Below are 15484 nucleotides of genomic sequence, written 5' to 3'. Positions count from 1 at the left end.
GGAGCGGTCAGAAGCCTTCCTTCTCCGTCAGCAGCATCAGGCCGTTGCCGTCGGGGTCCGTGAAGGAGGCCATGCGCCCCCAGGGGAGGCCGTCCGGCCCCTGTACGGGGATCCCGGACTCGGCGAGCCGGGCACAGTCCGCGTCGACGTCGGTCGTGACCAACATGATCCCCCGTGCGGAGCCGGGTGCGAAACCGCCCATGCCGGGTCCGGAGAGCGTGAAGACCGTCTGCGCCCCCTCGGGGGCCACCTGGAGCCAGCGGCCCTGGGGCGTGTCCCGGTCGGCGGTGACCGTGAAGCCGAGGACGTCCCGGTAGAAGCGCAGGGCGCGGTCCTGGTCGGAGACGGGGAGCGTGACGAAGGAGGCGTGCGTGATGGTCATGCCCGGAGAATAGGTAGGCGATCCCCTACGCGTCAACCGTAGGGACTTTCCTACCTATAGCTGTTCGGGGCGGTGCCGGCGCGGGACGCGAGCGCCACGCGTGGGCGCGAGCAGGCTCACAACGGATTCCTGCCCGGCGTCCGGAGGTCCTCTTGGTGACTGCTGGTAGCTTGCTGCGGGCCGCCCCGGCCGAGGGCGGCCGGCCGCTACAGCTTGGGAGCTTTCCGGTGACTTCTGCGACTGCAAGGAGCGCGACTGCCGCAGGGCGTTCGACCGTGAGGCGTTCGGCCGCCAGGCTGCGGACCGCGGCCGTGGCCGCGGGGCTGGCGGGCGCGGTCGCCGTGTTGACCGCGTGCAGCGGGGGCGGGGGCGGGAGGAGCGCCTCCTCGGCGTCCCCGAGCGCGACCGCATCCACCGCGGGCTCCGGCGCCGTGACCGGGGCCGCCGGCAAGCTCCAGGGCAGCTGGATCGCCACGAGCGGCGGCAAGATCGTCGCCCTGGTGATCACCGGGAAGAAGGCCGGGCTGTTCGTGACCGGCCGCAAGGCGTGGTGCCAGGGAGCCGCGGGCGAGGAGGCGGGGATGCAGATGATCCATCTGACCTGCCCCGACGGCGACAAGAGCCGGGCCACCGGCATGGTCGACTCGGTGGACGGCAAGGGCCTGACGGTGAACTGGTCGGGTGGCACCGGCCGGGAGACGTACACCAAGGCGGACGGCGGCAAGCTGCCGTCGGCAGCGCCTACCCGGGTGAAACAGTGACGTCGACGGGCCGTGCCACCTGAAGTGATGATTCCGCAGGGGTGCGCGCGCGAGGGCGGCGCACAGGCGCCATGATGCAGGGGCACCGTCACGACCTCGATGGGACCTGCTCATGCGCGCCATTCCGCTCACCGTCTCGGCCCTCGCCGCCGCCCTGCTGCTCACCGCCTGCGGCGGCGGCGGAACCAAGAGCGAGGGCAAGAACAGCTCGGCCTGCGTGATCGGCGGGGTCTCCGTGCAGATCGGGTCGGCGAGCGTCGCGCCGAAGGCCGGTGACACGGGCGAGATTCCCGTCAGCATCACCAACCAGAGCAAGCCGTGCACCCTGGACCACTTCCCGGGCGTGGTGCTGAACTCCGGCAGCGCCAAGGCCGACGTGCCGGCGCTCAAGGGCGCGAAGGCCCAGAAGCTCAAGCTCGCCAAGGGCGACTCGGCGTCCTTCACCATCAGCTATGTGCGCGGCGAGGCGGGCGGCAAGTCCGGCATGGACGCGAAGACCGTGACGATCACCCTGCCGGGCTCCCCCACCGCCCGGAGCTTCCCCTGGTCCTACGGCCCCGTCGCGGCCCAGGCCGGCGGCAGCGGCCCGGACGCCTCCGTGAGCGCCTTCCAGCAGGTCGGCGACTGAGCGTCACACCCACCGACGTCGCCGGGGTCAGGCGTCACTCCAGCCGGGGGCGAGCTCTGACCTGGGCCCGGTCCGCCGCTCGCGCGCCCTCCGTCCACCCGGCGGCGTCGCTCACGCCGCGCAGCCGGGTCGTGGTCGTCTCGGGGAACATGCGCTCCAGTCGGTCGGTGACCGCCACCTCCCTGGTGGCGAGCACCGGCAGCAGGTCCTGGGTGACCTGGGTCTCGGCGGCGGCCGCGAGCCGGTCACCGACGCGGTGGGCGTAGGCGGCCAGGAACGACTGCCGGAAGGTCTTGGTCCGCTTGCGTCCGCCGGCTCTCTGCGCGGCCTCCGCCTTGGTCATCGCATGCGTGGCCTGAACCAGCAGTGAGGTGTAGAGCAACTCGACCACCTCCAGGTCCGCCTCGAAGCCGACGACGGTGGAGAAGCCGAACGGTTCGTTCCACACCGCGCGGCAGTGGTTCGCGCCGGCCACGGCGTCGAGCAGGACCGCCTTGGCCTGTTCGTACGGCGGTTCGACACCGATCCGGCAGGCGCCGGGCGCGTCCGGCGCGGGCGCCTCGGCGGCGAGCAGCGCCTCGTCGACGCTGTGTCTCGCCATCAGCTCCTGTGCCTTGGCGCTGAGCGCCTCCGCCTCCTCCGGATACCCGGTGGCCTCGGCCTTGGCGAGCAGGGCGCGGATGCGGGTGAGCATGCGGGAGGCGGCCGGGCCGGGGGCGCGGCGGGCCTCCTCCTGCAGGGGCTCCAGGGCGGGCAGGCGCAGCAACAGGCGGTACAGCTCCAGAGCGGTCGTGGCCTGTGCGAAGCGGTCGGACTCGCGGGCGGGGTCCTCGGGCAGCTCCGTCAGCTGGACGGCCCAGCGCCGCCCGCGCGGACGGTCCTGCCCGGCCTGGGCACGGATCAGCGCGGCGACCCGGCGCACATGTGCGTCGTCCAGCTCGCGGCGCACCAGTCGTACGACGTCGGCGGGCTGCCAGCCGCGCCGCCAGGCCGTCGCGACGAACTCCTCGCCCCGCCGCGCCAGTTCGGCGTCCGCGGCGGGGTCGGCGGCGAGGAGGGAGGCGCCGGTGTCGAGGCCGGTGTCGGTGTCGTCGTAGAGGGCGGCCCGGAAGGCGCGCTCGACGCTGCTGGCAGTGCTGGTCACACCGTCGATCGTGCCACGCCCCACCGACAGCGGGCCGGATGTTGTCCACAGGCTGTGGACGACGGGATTCCCTGTGCGCTCCTACAACGCGTGTCCCCGTCCAGGGAAACCGGACTGTCAACTGACGGTTGACAGCCCGGAGGGCGCAACCTACGGTTGACACATGGCGACCAACCCGAACATCACGGCATCCGTACGCCTCGACGACCTCATCGAGGCCATCAAGAAGGCCCACTCCGAGCCGCTCGAACAGCTCCAGGACGCGGTGATCGCCGCCGATCACCTCGACGAGGTGGCCGACCATCTGATCGGCCACTTCGTCGACCAGGCCCGGCGCTCGGGCGCGTCCTGGACCGAGATCGGCAGGAGCATGGGCGTGACCCGGCAGGCGGCGCAGAAGCGGTTCGTGCCGAAGGAGTCCGCCGGCCTCGAAGCAGCCGACTTCAGCCGCTACACCCCGCGCGCCCGGAACGTGGTCATGGCCTCGCACAACGAGGCTCTGGCCGCCCGCAACCCCGAGGGCCGCCCCGAGCACCTGGTCCTCGGCCTGCTGGCCGAGCCGGAGGGCCTGGGCGCGAAGGCGATCACCGAGCAGGGCGTCCTCCTGGACGTCGTACGCCAGGCCGCGACCGCCGCGCTCCCGCCCCCCGCGGACGAGGTACCCGACCTCATCCCTTACGGCCCCGCCGCCAAGAAGGCCCTGGAGCTCACCTTCCGCGAGGCCCTCCGGCTCGGCCACAACTACATCGGCACCGAGCACATCCTGCTGGCCCTGCTGGAACACGAGAACGGCCAGGGCGTCCTCAGCGGCCTCGGGATCACCAAGGCGGCGACGGAGGAGTACGTCGGCGAGGTGCTGGCGCTGCTGCAGGACAAGCGCCAGGAACCCACGCAGGACCGCGCCGAGGACTGACATCGCAGGTCAAGGCCATTGTCAGTACCGCCTGCCACACTCGCATCCATGACCGACCGGTGGGCGCTCGCACCGGCCGAGGACGGAGGCGTGGACGTCGCCCCCCTCGGCCCGGACGGGCTACCCGCCGGGCCGGTGCGGCGGGAGAGCGATCTCGCCGGGGCGGTGCGGAGCCGCCCGGAGGTGACGCGCTGGGTGTGGCGGTCCACCCCCGAGGTCTACCCGCGTCTGCTCGCCACGGGGGTGCGAGCAGAGCGGTGCTACGACATCGAGGACGCCGAGACACTCCTGCTGGGCCACGAGGGCCGGTACGGCGAGCCGCGCTCGGCCGCCGCCGCCCTGGCCCGCCTCCGGGGCGGCCCCGTGCCGCCCGACCCGCCCCAGCGCTCGGCCGCACCGGGCGCCCAGTCCCCGCTGTTCGAGCCCACCGGCACCCACCTGCCCCTGCCCGACCTCCTCGCGGTCTACGCCGAGCAGCTCCGGCGCCATGAGCGGACCGCCCACCCCGACCGGATGCGGCTGCTGACGGCCGCCGAGTCGGCCGGAATGCTGGTGGCCGCCGAGATGAACCACGCGGGCCTGCCGTGGAGCACCGAGGTCCACCGCGGCCTGCTGCACGACCTGCTGGGCGAGCGGTACGCGGGCGGCGGCGAACCGCGCCGCCTCGCCGAGCTGGCCGACGAGGTGTCCGCCGCCTTCGGACGGCGGGTGCGCCCCGACCTGCCCGCGGACGTCGTCAAGGCGTTCGCGCAGGCCGGGATCAAGGTGCGCTCGACCCGCCGCTGGGAGATCCGGTCCGTCGACCACCCGGCCGTCGAACCCCTGCTGGAGTACAAGAAGCTGTACCGCATCTGGGTGGCGCACGGCTGGTCCTGGCTGCAGGACTGGGTGCGCGAGGGCCGTTTCCGCCCCGAGTTCCTCGCCGGTGGCACGGTCACCGGGCGCTGGGTGACCAACGGCGGGGGCGGACTGCAGATCCCCAAGGTGATCCGCCGGGCCGTGGTCGCCGACCCCGGCTGGCGGCTGGTGGTGGCCGACGCCGACCAGATGGAGCCGCGTGTGCTCGCCGCGATCTCCCGGGACCCGGGCCTGATGGAGGTGGCCGGCCGCGACAGCGACCTCTACCAGTCCGTCTCCGACCGCGCCTTCTCCGGCGACCGCGACCAGGCCAAGCTCGCCGTGCTCAGCGCGGTCTACGGCCAGACCTCGGGCGACGGCCTGAAGAACCTGGCCGCGCTCCGCCGCCGCTTCCCGAAGGCCGTCGCCTACGTCGACGAGGCGGCCCGCGCGGGCGAGGAGGGCCGGCTGGTGCGCACCTGGCTGGGCCGCACCTGCCCACCGGCCGCCGGGTCCGGCGAGGACACCGCGGAGGAGGCGGGCATCCCCGTCGGCGAGGACGACACCGACACGCAGGCCGACGGCCCCACCGCCTGGGTTCCGGGCTACGCCTCCACCAACTCCCGCGCGCGGGGCCGTTTCGCGCGGAACTTCGTCGTCCAGGGCAGCGCCGCCGACTGGGCCCTGCTGATGCTCGCCGCGCTCCGCCAGGCCTGCGCGCACCTCAAGGCCGAGCTGGTCTTCTTCCAGCACGACGAGGTGATCGTGCACTGCCCCGCCGAGGAGGCCGACACGGTCGTCCAGGCCATCCGGACCTCCGCCGCCCTCGCCGGACGGCTGACCTTCGGCGAGACACCGGTGCGGTTCCCGTTCACGACGGCGGTGGTGGAGTGCTATGCCGACGCCAAGTGAGCGCTGCGGCAGCGCACGTCGGTCACGGCGCGAGGGCGACCCGGGCGCGCCCCGGAGGCGTTGTTCCCGCGCTCGTCGGTCACTGGGCGAGAAGCTCCCGCAGCTCCGTCACGACCGTCTGCTCGTCCGTGCCGTCCAGCGCCGCGAGTGCCGCGTGCCAGGCTCCGTGCGCCTCCGGACGTCTCCCCTGCGCGCGCAGCAGCAGTCCCTGCTGGTGCCGGGCCAGGCCGCCCATGTAGCGGTCGCTGCGGGCGTCGGCCCGGCTGAGCAGCTCGGCGCACTCGTGGGCCGCCCGCTCGGTCTCCCCCAGCTGCCGCAGTGCGCGGACCAGGCCGAGCCGGGTCTGGGACTCGCCGTGCCAGTCGCCGTGGCCGCCGAGGATACGCAGGCTCTCCTCGAAGTGCCCGGCCGCGGCCCCCGGTTCGCCCAGGGTGAGATGGGCGTAGCCGATGTTGCAGTGCGCCGAGTGCTGCACGATGACCGCGCCGATCGCGTCCCCGATCGCCAGCGAGCGCCGGTGCTGCTCGATGGCGGCGCGCGGGTCGGTGTGCTCGTAGAGGTTGCCGAGGTGGCTGTGGGTGATGGCCTCCCCGTGGGGGTCGTTCAACTGCCGCGAGTACGCGAGGCTCTGCTTCAGCGCCTCCCCGGACTCCGCGAACCGCCCGAGTCCTTCCAGCAGCAGCCCGCGGTTGTTCAGGCAGCGCCGGATCCGGGAGGCCACGCCGAGCCGCCGCCAGATCTCCAGGGACCGGTCGGTGAGGGCGAGGGCGTCCTTCTGCCGGCCGGTCAGGAAGTGCAGACCCGCCAGGTCGCCCAGCGCATACGCCTCGGCCGCCGCGTCCCCGAGCCGCCGCGCCGCCCCGAGCGCGGCCCGCCCCAGCACCTCCATCTCGGCGACCCGCCCACTGCGCTGGACGTACGGGAAGAGCAGCCGTGCCAGCGCCGAGAGATGGGCGGCCCGGGCCGCATCCGGCGTGTCCGCGTTCCGTGCCACCAGGGTGACGACGTTCTCCAGCTCCACCTCGCCCCAGGCGAAGGCCTGCTCGGCGGATTCGAAGGACACCAGCCCGGCCACGTCCGCCGTGTGTTCCGGCGGCTGCGCGGAGGTCGGCCGGCGCCGGTCGTCCTGGTCGAGCCCCGGCTCCGCGATCGCCTCCAGCAGCCGCTCGGCGACGGCGGCGTACCAGCGCAGGGCGGTCAGGTCGGGGGCGGGGGCCGGTCGGGAGCCGGATACGGCGGCGGCATCGGCCAGGCCGTCGCGCTCCCGGCGCGGGTCGTGGCCGTCGCGGCCCGACTCGGTGCCGGGCGGGGTACCGGGTGCCCGCGTACCGGTGGCCTTCCCCGCCCCCTTGCCCGTGTCCGCCAGTTCGCGGGCGAAGTCACGGACCAGGTCGTGCGGGACGTAGCGGCCGAAGGCGGTCTCCTCCAGCAGGGCGACGTCGACCAGGCGGTCGAGGGCGGCCTCGGCGCGACGCTCGTCGGTGCCGGAGAGGCGGGCGATCAGTGGGGCGCCGTAGGTCGGCAGATCGAGCGCGCCGATGCGGCGCAGCGCGAGGGCGGCGTCCCGGTCCGCCTCGCGCTCGGCGGCGGCGAGGGCGTCGTGGGCGACGGCCAGGGAACGCCGGACGCTCAGGTCGTCGTACTCCAGATTCCGCAACCGCCCGCCCGTCGCGGCGAGCTGACCCGCCAGCACGTCCGGGGTGAGGGCGCGACGCGCGGCGAGCCGGGCGGCGACGACGCGCAGCGCCAGCGGGAGCCGGCCGGTCAGCTCGACCAGGGGGTGCCCGGCGTCCAGCCCCTCGCGCCCGCTCACCGCGCGAAGCAGCGCCGCGCTGTCCTCACCGGTCAGCGGGGCGAGCGGGAAGCGCCGGGCGCCGTCGAGCGCGGTCAGCGGCGAGCGGCTGGTGACGATCACCGCGCAGCCCGGCCCGGCCGGCAGCAGCGGCCGTACCTGGGCCGCGCTCGCCGCGTCGTCCAGCACCAGCAGGACGCGGGCCGGGGCGAGCAGCGAGCGGAGCAAGGCGGCCGCGGCGTCCGGGTGTTCGGGGATGCTGCGGGGCTCGGCGCCCAGGTCCCGGAGCAGCGCGGCGAGTGCCTGGGCCGAGGTGAGCGGGGTCATGCCGGGGGTGGCGCCGTGCAGGTTGACGTACAGCTGGCCATCGGGGAATCGCTCCCGCAGGCCATGCGCGACGTCCAGGGCGAGCGCGCTCTTGCCGACGCCCGCCATACCGCTGATGACGGCGATGGCGGGAGCGGGAGCGGGCGGCTCGGTGAGCGCGTGCCGCAGTGCGCGGCGGGCATCGTCGCGGCCGGTGAACTGGGCGGGCGGGGGCGGAAGCTGCGCCGGCCGTGGGGTCTGCCGCGCGTCCGGCGCACCGCCCTCGTGCGGGGCCGCCGCCGCATCCTGCTCCTCGGCGGCGTCCGAGCGGTGGCCGGTGGCCGGCTGTCGACGGGCGACGGCCGCCACGCCCGGTCTGCGGGAGTCGCGCTCCTTTCCCGCCCGCCGCCGCTCCTCGCCGCTCCCCCGCAGCACCTCGACATGTGCCGCGCGGACCGCCGGGCCGGGTTCGATGCCGAGCTCCTCGACCAGGCGGGCGCGCAGGTCCCGGTGCACGGCGAGGGCCTCGGCCTGACGGCCGGTGCGGTGCAGGGCGAGCATGAGCTGACGGTGGTAGGCCTCGCGCAGCGGGTACTCGGCGACCAGCGCCGCCAGTTCGGGAATGATCTCGGCCAGGCGCACGCCGCCCAGGTCGAGTTCGGCCTCGTAGCGCCACTGCAGCAGGAGCAGCCGCGCCTCCTCCAGGCGCTGCACCAGGGCGTAACCGCCGAGGTCGGCGGGGAGCCCGCTGAGCGGGGTGCCGCGCCAGAGCGCGAGCCCGGCCGTACACGCCCGTACGACACCCGGCCAGTCCCGCCGGGCATGCGCGGCCCGCGCCTCGGCGACCCGGGCGTCGAAGACGTGCACGTCCAACTCGCCGTGATCGACGCGTAGTACGTAGCCCGGCGGGACGGTCCTGAGCCGGTCGGGGTCGTCCAGGAGCCGGCGCAGCCGGGTGACGTGGTTGTGCAGGGACGCCTGCGCGGAGACGGGCGGCGCCCCGCCCCACAGGGCGTCCTTCAGCGACTCCACCGACACGACCCGGCCCGGCTCCAGCAGCAGTGCGGCGAGCAGCACACGCACCTTGGGGCTGCCGATGGCACGCAGGCGGTTGTCGGCGCCGTCCGCGCCGTCGGGGCGGTCGGTGGTGGGCCCGTCGGGAAAGACACCGGGGGACTCGGTCGAGATTCCGAACGGCGGTCGGTCGTACAGGACCGGTGGCCCCAGCAGTCCGAACCGCAGCCCGCACCGCCGCATCACGCCGCTCCACTGCCTTCCCGCGCGGTCGGGGCCGACCATGCTCCGCGACGAGCGTGCGCCCGCCGTCCCTTGGCGGAAATCCGCCCTGCCCAGGGGGATTCTCGCCACCTTGCGCCTGCCGGCCCGGCCCCGGATCGGCCAGTTCGTGGGCCTGTTCCAGAAACCGTCGGCAAGTTCCAGCCAACGGAGCCGCAACCTGCCGACGAACCGTTGGCCACATGTTAGCGATCCGTTGGCGAATCCTGATGTGATCATCTCCATCGGATCTGGCCCGACGGCGCGCGCGTATGTCGCGTAACTCGGGGGAGTGTCGCCGCAGGCTGGATCCGGGGACGCAAGGGGCCCCGGTCGGCGGAGGTGAACGCCCGGGGCCCCGTCCCGTTCCTTTCCCCACGGCCCACCGGCCGAGCGCCACGCCTCCCGGCACGGCGCCGACGCCCGGACCACCGGACCAGGCCCCCGCCCCTCAGATCACCGGCGGACGCCCCAGCCGGGTCAGCCGCCACACCGTCCGCCAGCGCATGGGCCGACGCTCACCGGACGGCTCCCGCATCCCCTCCACGAACCCCCCGAACCATGCCTTCAGCCCCGCGAGGGAGCGGGTGCGGGCGAGGGTGAGCAGCGTCCACACCCCGAGGTGCACGGGGATCAGCGGCAGCGGCAGCCGGCGGCGGACCAGCCAGACGCGGTTGCGGGCGTTGACGCGGTAGTAGATGGCGTGCCGGGCCGGGGAGGTCTTGGGGTGCTGGAGCAGCAGCTCGGGGGCGTACAGGATCTTCCAGCCGGCGTCGGCGGCGCGCCAGGCGAGGTCGGTCTCCTCGTGCGCGAAGAAGAACCGGGCGGGCCAGTCCCCGGTCTCGGCCAGCATCGCCATACGGAAGGCGTGTCCCCCACCGAGGAAACCGGTGACGTAACCCCCGCGCAGCGGATCGGACTTGCCGACGCGGGGCACATGCCGCTGCTGGGTCTCGCCGTGCTCGTCGGCGATACGGAAACCGACGATCCCGAGGCGCGGGTCGGCGGCGTACAGGTCCCGTACGCGCCGCAGCACATCGGCATCGACGAGCAGGCCGTCGTCGTCCAGTTCCACGACGACGTCGACGTCGCCGCACTCCCGCAGCCGGGCGAGTGCGACGTTCCGGCCGCCCGGGCAGCCGAGGTTCTCCTCCACGTCGACGGCGGTGACCTCGCCGGGCAGGGAGAGCCGGCGGGCGAACTCGGGCAGCCGGCAGCCGTTGCCGACGACGACGATGCGGGCGGGGGCGAGATCCTGCTTGGCCACGGACTCCAGCAGGGCGTCGACCTCGGCGGGCCGGTTGCCCATGGTCACCACGGCGACGGCGATCCTCAGCTCCGCCACGTCCCTCACCCCATCCGGCCGACGGCGGCACCGCGCCCTGACCGCGCGGTGCCCACCGTTCACCAAGATGTTGCCTCAGGTCCGCGGGTTCACCGGACCCTGATTCACTTTGTGGCCCTCTTGCTCCCTATTCATCCGCAATTCGTCCGCAATTCATCCGCACGCTCCGCGAACCCCAGCCCCTCGCCCGGAGCGGCTGACGACAGCCGCAGCCCGGGGCGTCCGCGGCCGCACGGGGCGGGCAGGGCCGACCGGCCTCGTCGTGAGAGCCGGACGGCACCCCACCCGGGACCTGTCGCCCCTGTCGACGCCCTGCCCGGCGGTGCAGGCTGCCCGTGCAGGCGCGAACCGGAGGTGCGCCATGGACAGCGACGACCGGCGGGAAGAACATACGAAGCTGAGGGTGTCCCTGGGCCGCCATGGCGGCTGGACGGTCGCCAGCCTGGCCGGCGAGATCGACCTCCTGACCGTACCGGGGCTGCGCGCGCGCCTGGGAGATCTCCTGGCCGACCACGGCGGGCGCCCCCGAGTGATCATCGACCTCGGCGCCGTCACCTTCTGCGACGCGCACGGCCTGAGCGCCCTCATCGGCGTTCACCACACGGCCGCCCGGCGCGGGGGCACGGTGCGCCTGGTGGTCCCCCAGGGGCGGGTGCGCACAATCCTGCGCATCACCAGGCCGACCCACAACCTCCAGGTGCACGACACCCTGAACGACGCGCTCACGGTCGACCCCGCCTGAGTGGTGCATGGGCGCGGCAGCAGCGCGGAACACCGGGGCGCCGCTCGGCTCGACTTCGGCTCTCGACCGGCGAAGTGAACCTCCTCCAAAGGGAGTTGGCTACCTGACCTGCCTTTCCCCGGGGACGTCCCGACTTGCGATCAGGACCCGGGAGTGCTGGTCTGGAAGGGGTAGGGGGCGAACGGCATCAGTACCGGCCGAATCCGTCGTCGAGACCATCAGGGAATCCGACGGGGCTGGGTGCACGGGACCGCCGGTCGAAGCGATTGCCGGGATCGGTATCCAGGCGCCGGGCAAGAGCGGCTGAGCGCGCCATGTGACCACGGGATGCCCTGCACTGCCCCCACCGCCGGAGGTTCACGATGACACACGTCTCTTCCGTCCGCAGTCCGCTACGCCGGATCATCGCTCTGTTCGCGGTGGGCGCTTTGGCCCTCTCCCTCTCGGTCACGCTGACACTCACCTCGGCGAAACACGCATCCGCCCTGTGCCTCGCAAGTAAGTTTGCAGGAACGTGGCGTTCATCCGATGACAGGCTGAGTCGTATCGACGTGTGGTCCGGAGAGGACTGCGGCCTCTACGCAAGGGCCTGGTCCACCTGCCGGAACGACTCGACTCGTGACTGCAGCTGGGATTCGCGCTCGAAGAAGCTGCAAGACACCCCGGACAGGAACTTCCGGTTCTTCTCCTACAACTGGAGCAACGCGGACGAGGTGCTGCAGCTGACTCTGAAGAGTGCGAGCAACCTGTCCGCGTTTGATCACATTGACTACACGTCCGGCAAGAAGGTCAGCTTCACGGTCTCGATGACCAAAGACCGCTGAGAGTGCGAAGGGCCGGAGCTCCGAGCTCCCTGTGCCGCCGTCGCATCCACTGAACTAAAAACCCCAGCTCAGAGAAATCTGAGCTGGGGTTCCAGTGGAGCCGCTTTCGGGATTCGAACCCGAGACCTACGCATTACGAGTGCGTTGCTCTGGCCATCTGAGCTAAAGCGGCATGTCACTCGCACCCATGGTGCGATCAGCGACGTCGGTAAGTCTACACAGTTTCCGAGGGTGCTTCGTACCAGCCCCGGAGCAGGGGGCTCCGGGGCTGGTACGAGCGCTATGAGCAGCGCTTTCCCGCGGTCGGCGGGGTGCCGTGGAGCAGGTAGGTGTTGATCGCCGTGTCGATGCAGGTGCTGCCGCGGCCGTAGGCGGTGTGGCCGTCGCCGACGTAGGTCAGGAGGCGGGCCGAGGAGAGCTGGCGGGACAGGGACTGCGCCCAGCGGTAGGGGGTCGCCGGGTCGCGCGTGGTGCCGACGACCACGATCGGCGCCGCGCCCTGGGCCTTGATGCGGTGCGGCCCGCCCATGGCCCTCACCGGCCAGTAGGCGCAGTTCAGCGACGCCCAGGCCAGGCCGGCACCGAAGACCGGGGACGCCTTCTCGAAGGTGGGCAGCGCCTTCTCCACCTCGTCGGGGCCGGTGAAGGCGGGCGGCAGGTCCAGGCAGTTCACCGCGGCGTTGGCCATCATCAGGTTGCTGTAGCGGCCGTCCGCGTCGCGTTCGAAGTAACTGTCGGAGAGCGCGAGCAGGCCCGACCCGTCGTTCTCCCGCATCGCGGAGGCCAGCACCTCGCGCAGCTGCCCCCATGTGCCCTGGTCGTACATCGCCGCGATCACCCCGGTCGTGGCCAGTGCCTCGCCGAGCTTGCGGCCGTCCGCGTCACGCGCCGGGATGGGGTGCGCGTCGAGCTTGCGGAAGAACGCCCTGAGGTGGTCGCCGACCTGCGCGGGCGTCGTACCCTTGCCGCCGAGCGGGCAGTCGGTGTGCCGTACGCAGTCCTTCGCGAACGCCTGGAACGCCGTCTCGAAGCCGGCCGTCTGGTCCAGGTTCAGCCTCCGGGCGTCCAGGGAGGGGTCCATCGCACCGTCCAGGACCACCCGGCCGACCCGGTCGGGGAACAGCCCGGCGTACGTCGCCCCGAGGAACGTGCCGTACGACGCACCCACATAGTTCAGTTTCGGATCACCCAGTACCGCCCGCAGGATGTCCATGTCCCGCGCCGCCTCGACGGTGGAGACGTGCCGCAGCAGCCGCGCCGAGCGGGCCCCGCAGCTCTCCGCGAACTTCTTGTCCGCCGTGACCAGCGCGTTCCGCTCCTTCTGGTCGTCGGGCGTCAGATCCGTCTGCGTGTACGCGTCCATCTGGCGGCCGTCGAGGCACTCGACGGGCTCGCTGCGGGCGACGCCACGCGGGTCCACCGCGACCATGTCGTAGCGCGCGCGGACGTCGGCCGGGTAGCCGACGCCCGCGTAACTCTGCAGGTAGCCCACCGCGGAGCCGCCCGGACCGCCCGGGTTGACCAGCAGCGAACCGAGCGGCTTGCCCTTGCCGGTGGCCTTCTTGCGGGCGACGGCGAGCCGGACGTCTCCGGCACCGGGCTTGGCGTAGTCCAGTGGGGCCTTCATCGTCGCGCACTGGAAACCGGCGACACCGCAGCTTCGCCAGTGCAGCGTCTGGCTGTAGTACGACGACAGCGCCGACGGTGTCGCACGCGGCAGCGCGGCCAGCGCCGCGTCCGTCGTACCACCGGCCGATGTGGTCGAGCTCCCGGAGGAGCAGGCGGACACGAGCAGGGCGACGGCCGCGAGAACGGTGGCCGTGAGGCGGGCCGTCGTCCGGGTGCGGGGGCCCCGGGGCCGGCGGGGGGATGGCCTGAGGTGCATCAGCCGAGCGTAACGCTGTGCGACGGTTCGAGTGCGGTGGGCGGGGATTATGGCTCGTACGGGGGACATACACACCTGGGACGGGCGAACCGGGGGCACGCGGGGACCCGAGGAGGAATGGGGGGAGGAACCGGGGGACGAGCTCGGCGAGGAGTTCCGGGAGGACCGCGGGGACGAGCTCAGGGAGGAGTTCCGGGAGAACTTCGGGGACGAGCTCAGGGAGAACTCCAGGGACCAGGGGGACATGCGTGTCTCCGGGTGCAGCGGTGCCAGGGGGCCTCGTCCCCCGGGGGCGTCGGCCCGCTGAAGAGCGAGTCCGTGAGGCGGGCCACCGCGACCTGCGGTGGTCAGCCCGCCCGCAGTGCCATCGTCATCGCCTCCACCGCGAGCAGCGGCGCCACGTTGCGGTCCAGGGCCTCGCGGCACGCGGCGATCGACTCGATGCGGCGGAGCGTGGACTCGGGGGTGCTGCCGCGTGCCAGCCGCTCCAGGGCGTCCTCGGTGTCGGCGTTGGCGATCGCCACGCGGGAGCCGAGCTGGAGGGCGAGGACGTCCCGGTAGAAGGCGGTGAGGTCACCGAGGGCGACGTCGAGGCTGTCGCGCTGCGTACGGGTTCTGCGGCGCTTCTGCATGTCCTCAAGGTCCTTCATGACGCCCGCCGTGCCACGCGGCAGCCGGCCGCCCTGGACGGCGCCCAGCGCCGCCTTCAGCTCCTCGGCCTCCTTGCCGTCCATCTCCTCGGCGAGCTGCTTGGCGTCCTCGGCGGCGGCGTCGACCAGTTCCTGGGCGGCTCTGAGGCACGCGCCGACCTCGTCGAGGCGCAACGGCAGCTTGAGCACGGCCGCACGGCGCTCGCGGGCCGCCGGGTCGGTGGCGAGGCGCCGGGCCCGGTCGACGTGTCCCTGGGTGGCGCGGGCAGCGGCCGCCGCGACGCCGGGCTCGATGCCGTCACGGCGTACGAGCATGTCGGCGACCGCGTCCACGGACGGCGTGCGCAGGGTCAGGTGGCGGCAGCGCGAGCGGATCGTCGGCAGGACGTCCTCGACGGAGGGAGCGCACAGCAGCCAGACCGTGCGCGGGGCGGGCTCCTCGACCGCCTTGAGGACGGCGTTGGCCGATTTCTCGTTCAGCCGCTCGGCGTCCTCGACCAGGATGATCTGCCAGCGGCCGTTCGCCGGGGCGGTGAACGACTTGCGGACCGTGTCCCGCATGTCCTTCACGAGGATCTCGGAGCCCACGGCGGCCACCGAGGTGACGTCCGCGTGCGTGCCGAGCAGCGCAGTGTGGCAGCCGTCGCAGAAGCCGCAGCCGGGGGAACCGCCCAGGGCGCGGTCGGGGCTCACACACTGCAGGGCCGCGGCGAAGGCCCTCGCCGCCTGGTTCCGGCCGGCCCCGGGCGGGCCCGTGAACAGCCAGGCGTGCGTCATCTTCGACGCCTCGGGCAGCGGCTTGTCTGCCGCGGCCGCGGTGACGAGGGCGTCGGCGTCCCGCGCGGCCGCGTCGAGCACCGCGCTCACCTTCTCCTGCCCGACGAGGTCGTCCCACACGGTCATGGGTCACGCCGCCCTTCCGTCACACTGCGCCTTCCGCAATCCATTGTGCGGGTGGGCACTGACAACGCTGCGCGTGGGCCGTCGGTGACGCCTGCGACGCGTTCGGTGACCGTGACCGCGGCGCAGAGAAAGAGCGGCACCGACCGCTGTTCCGGTCGGTGCCGCCCTGGGCCCGTGCGCTGAGC

General features: G+C 73.1%; 12 protein-coding genes and 1 tRNA gene. 6 read left to right on the top strand and 7 right to left on the bottom strand.

The genetic code is table 11. From position 1 onward, the window contains the following. Positions 1–7: 7 nt before the first annotated feature. Entirely contained in the window at positions 8–382 is a 375-nt protein-coding gene (locus tag IE244_RS24705; RefSeq protein WP_191875748.1) for a VOC family protein, read from the bottom strand. Positions 383–657: 275 nt separating this feature from the next. Between IE244_RS24705 and IE244_RS24700 the strand changes: the two genes are divergently transcribed. Both IE244_RS24700 and IE244_RS24695 read left to right on the top strand, forming a co-directional pair. After that, positions 658–1143: a hypothetical protein gene (locus tag IE244_RS24700; protein WP_229854316.1), complete on the top strand. Its 486-nt coding sequence runs from the start codon at positions 658–660 to the stop codon at positions 1141–1143. Positions 1144–1255: 112 nt separating this feature from the next. Then, positions 1256–1771 carry a DUF4232 domain-containing protein gene (locus IE244_RS24695; RefSeq protein WP_191875747.1) on the top strand — a complete coding sequence of 172 codons (516 nt, stop codon included), beginning with the start codon at positions 1256–1258 and terminating at the stop codon, positions 1769–1771. A 34-nt stretch (positions 1772–1805) separates the two neighbouring features. Here IE244_RS24695 and IE244_RS24690 read toward each other — a convergent pair whose 3' ends face one another. Continuing rightward, positions 1806–2915, bottom strand: a complete 1110-nt coding sequence (locus IE244_RS24690) for a DUF2786 domain-containing protein (RefSeq protein ID WP_191875746.1) — start codon at positions 2913–2915, stop codon at positions 1806–1808. A gap of 163 nt (positions 2916–3078) precedes the next feature. Between IE244_RS24690 and IE244_RS24685 the strand changes: the two genes are divergently transcribed. Together IE244_RS24685 and IE244_RS24680 are read left to right on the top strand one after the other, a co-directional pair. Beyond that, positions 3079–3828, top strand: a complete 750-nt coding sequence (locus IE244_RS24685; RefSeq protein ID WP_191875745.1) for a Clp protease N-terminal domain-containing protein — start codon at positions 3079–3081, stop codon at positions 3826–3828. 48 nt (positions 3829–3876) lie between these two features. Continuing rightward, positions 3877–5577, top strand: coding sequence for a bifunctional 3'-5' exonuclease/DNA polymerase (locus IE244_RS24680; protein ID WP_191875744.1), 1701 nt, complete (start codon positions 3877–3879; stop codon positions 5575–5577). A gap of 79 nt (positions 5578–5656) precedes the next feature. On the opposite strand, the gene IE244_RS24675 is transcribed toward IE244_RS24680, so the two are convergent. Together IE244_RS24675 and IE244_RS24670 are read right to left on the bottom strand one after the other, a co-directional pair. Then, entirely contained in the window at positions 5657–8932 is a 3276-nt protein-coding gene (locus tag IE244_RS24675; RefSeq protein ID WP_191875743.1) for an AfsR/SARP family transcriptional regulator, read from the bottom strand. 469 nt (positions 8933–9401) lie between these two features. Then, a complete protein-coding gene (locus tag IE244_RS24670; protein WP_191875742.1) occupies positions 9402–10295 on the bottom strand; it encodes a glycosyltransferase family 2 protein in 894 nt (297 codons plus the stop codon). Between the two features lie 361 nt (positions 10296–10656). Between IE244_RS24670 and IE244_RS24665 the strand changes: the two genes are divergently transcribed. Together IE244_RS24665 and IE244_RS24660 are read left to right on the top strand one after the other, a co-directional pair. Beyond that, positions 10657–11037, top strand: a complete 381-nt coding sequence (locus IE244_RS24665) for an STAS domain-containing protein (RefSeq protein WP_191875741.1) — start codon at positions 10657–10659, stop codon at positions 11035–11037. 362 nt (positions 11038–11399) lie between these two features. Further along, positions 11400–11861, top strand: a complete 462-nt coding sequence (locus tag IE244_RS24660; protein WP_191875834.1) for a hypothetical protein — start codon at positions 11400–11402, stop codon at positions 11859–11861. 95 nt (positions 11862–11956) lie between these two features. Here the strand turns inward: IE244_RS24660 and IE244_RS24655 are convergent. The 3 genes from IE244_RS24655 to IE244_RS24645 form a co-directional block, all read right to left on the bottom strand. Then, positions 11957–12033 (bottom strand) — tRNA-Thr (locus IE244_RS24655). A gap of 108 nt (positions 12034–12141) precedes the next feature. After that, positions 12142–13746, bottom strand: a complete 1605-nt coding sequence (locus IE244_RS24650) for an alpha/beta hydrolase (protein WP_191875740.1) — start codon at positions 13744–13746, stop codon at positions 12142–12144. 347 nt (positions 13747–14093) lie between these two features. Beyond that, a complete protein-coding gene (locus IE244_RS24645; RefSeq protein ID WP_191875739.1) occupies positions 14094–15299 on the bottom strand; it encodes a DNA polymerase III subunit delta' in 1206 nt (401 codons plus the stop codon). Between the last annotated feature and the right edge of the window lie 185 nt (positions 15300–15484).

This window comes from Streptomyces filipinensis (genome assembly GCF_014649495.1).
GTDB lineage: Bacteria > Actinomycetota > Actinomycetes > Streptomycetales > Streptomycetaceae > Streptomyces > Streptomyces filipinensis.
Note: the sequence above shows the minus strand (reverse complement) of the source record. Positions and strands in the feature narration are given on the sequence as shown.

Excerpts from the sequence above, each read along its gene's own strand:
- IE244_RS24705 (WP_191875748.1), bottom strand. The coding sequence starts at position 382 with ATGACCATCACGCACGCCTCCTTCGTCACGCTCCCCGTCTCCGACCAG.
- IE244_RS24695 (WP_191875747.1), top strand. The coding sequence starts at position 1,256 with ATGCGCGCCATTCCGCTCACCGTCTCGGCCCTCGCCGCCGCCCTGCTG.
- IE244_RS24685 (WP_191875745.1), top strand. The coding sequence starts at position 3,079 with ATGGCGACCAACCCGAACATCACGGCATCCGTACGCCTCGACGACCTC.
- IE244_RS24680 (WP_191875744.1), top strand. The coding sequence starts at position 3,877 with ATGACCGACCGGTGGGCGCTCGCACCGGCCGAGGACGGAGGCGTGGAC.
- IE244_RS24675 (WP_191875743.1), bottom strand. The coding sequence starts at position 8,932 with ATGCGGCGGTGCGGGCTGCGGTTCGGACTGCTGGGGCCACCGGTCCTG.
- IE244_RS24665 (WP_191875741.1), top strand. The coding sequence starts at position 10,657 with ATGGACAGCGACGACCGGCGGGAAGAACATACGAAGCTGAGGGTGTCC.
- IE244_RS24660 (WP_191875834.1), top strand. The coding sequence starts at position 11,400 with ATGACACACGTCTCTTCCGTCCGCAGTCCGCTACGCCGGATCATCGCT.
- IE244_RS24650 (WP_191875740.1), bottom strand. The coding sequence starts at position 13,746 with ATGCACCTCAGGCCATCCCCCCGCCGGCCCCGGGGCCCCCGCACCCGG.
- IE244_RS24645 (WP_191875739.1), bottom strand. The coding sequence starts at position 15,299 with ATGACCGTGTGGGACGACCTCGTCGGGCAGGAGAAGGTGAGCGCGGTG.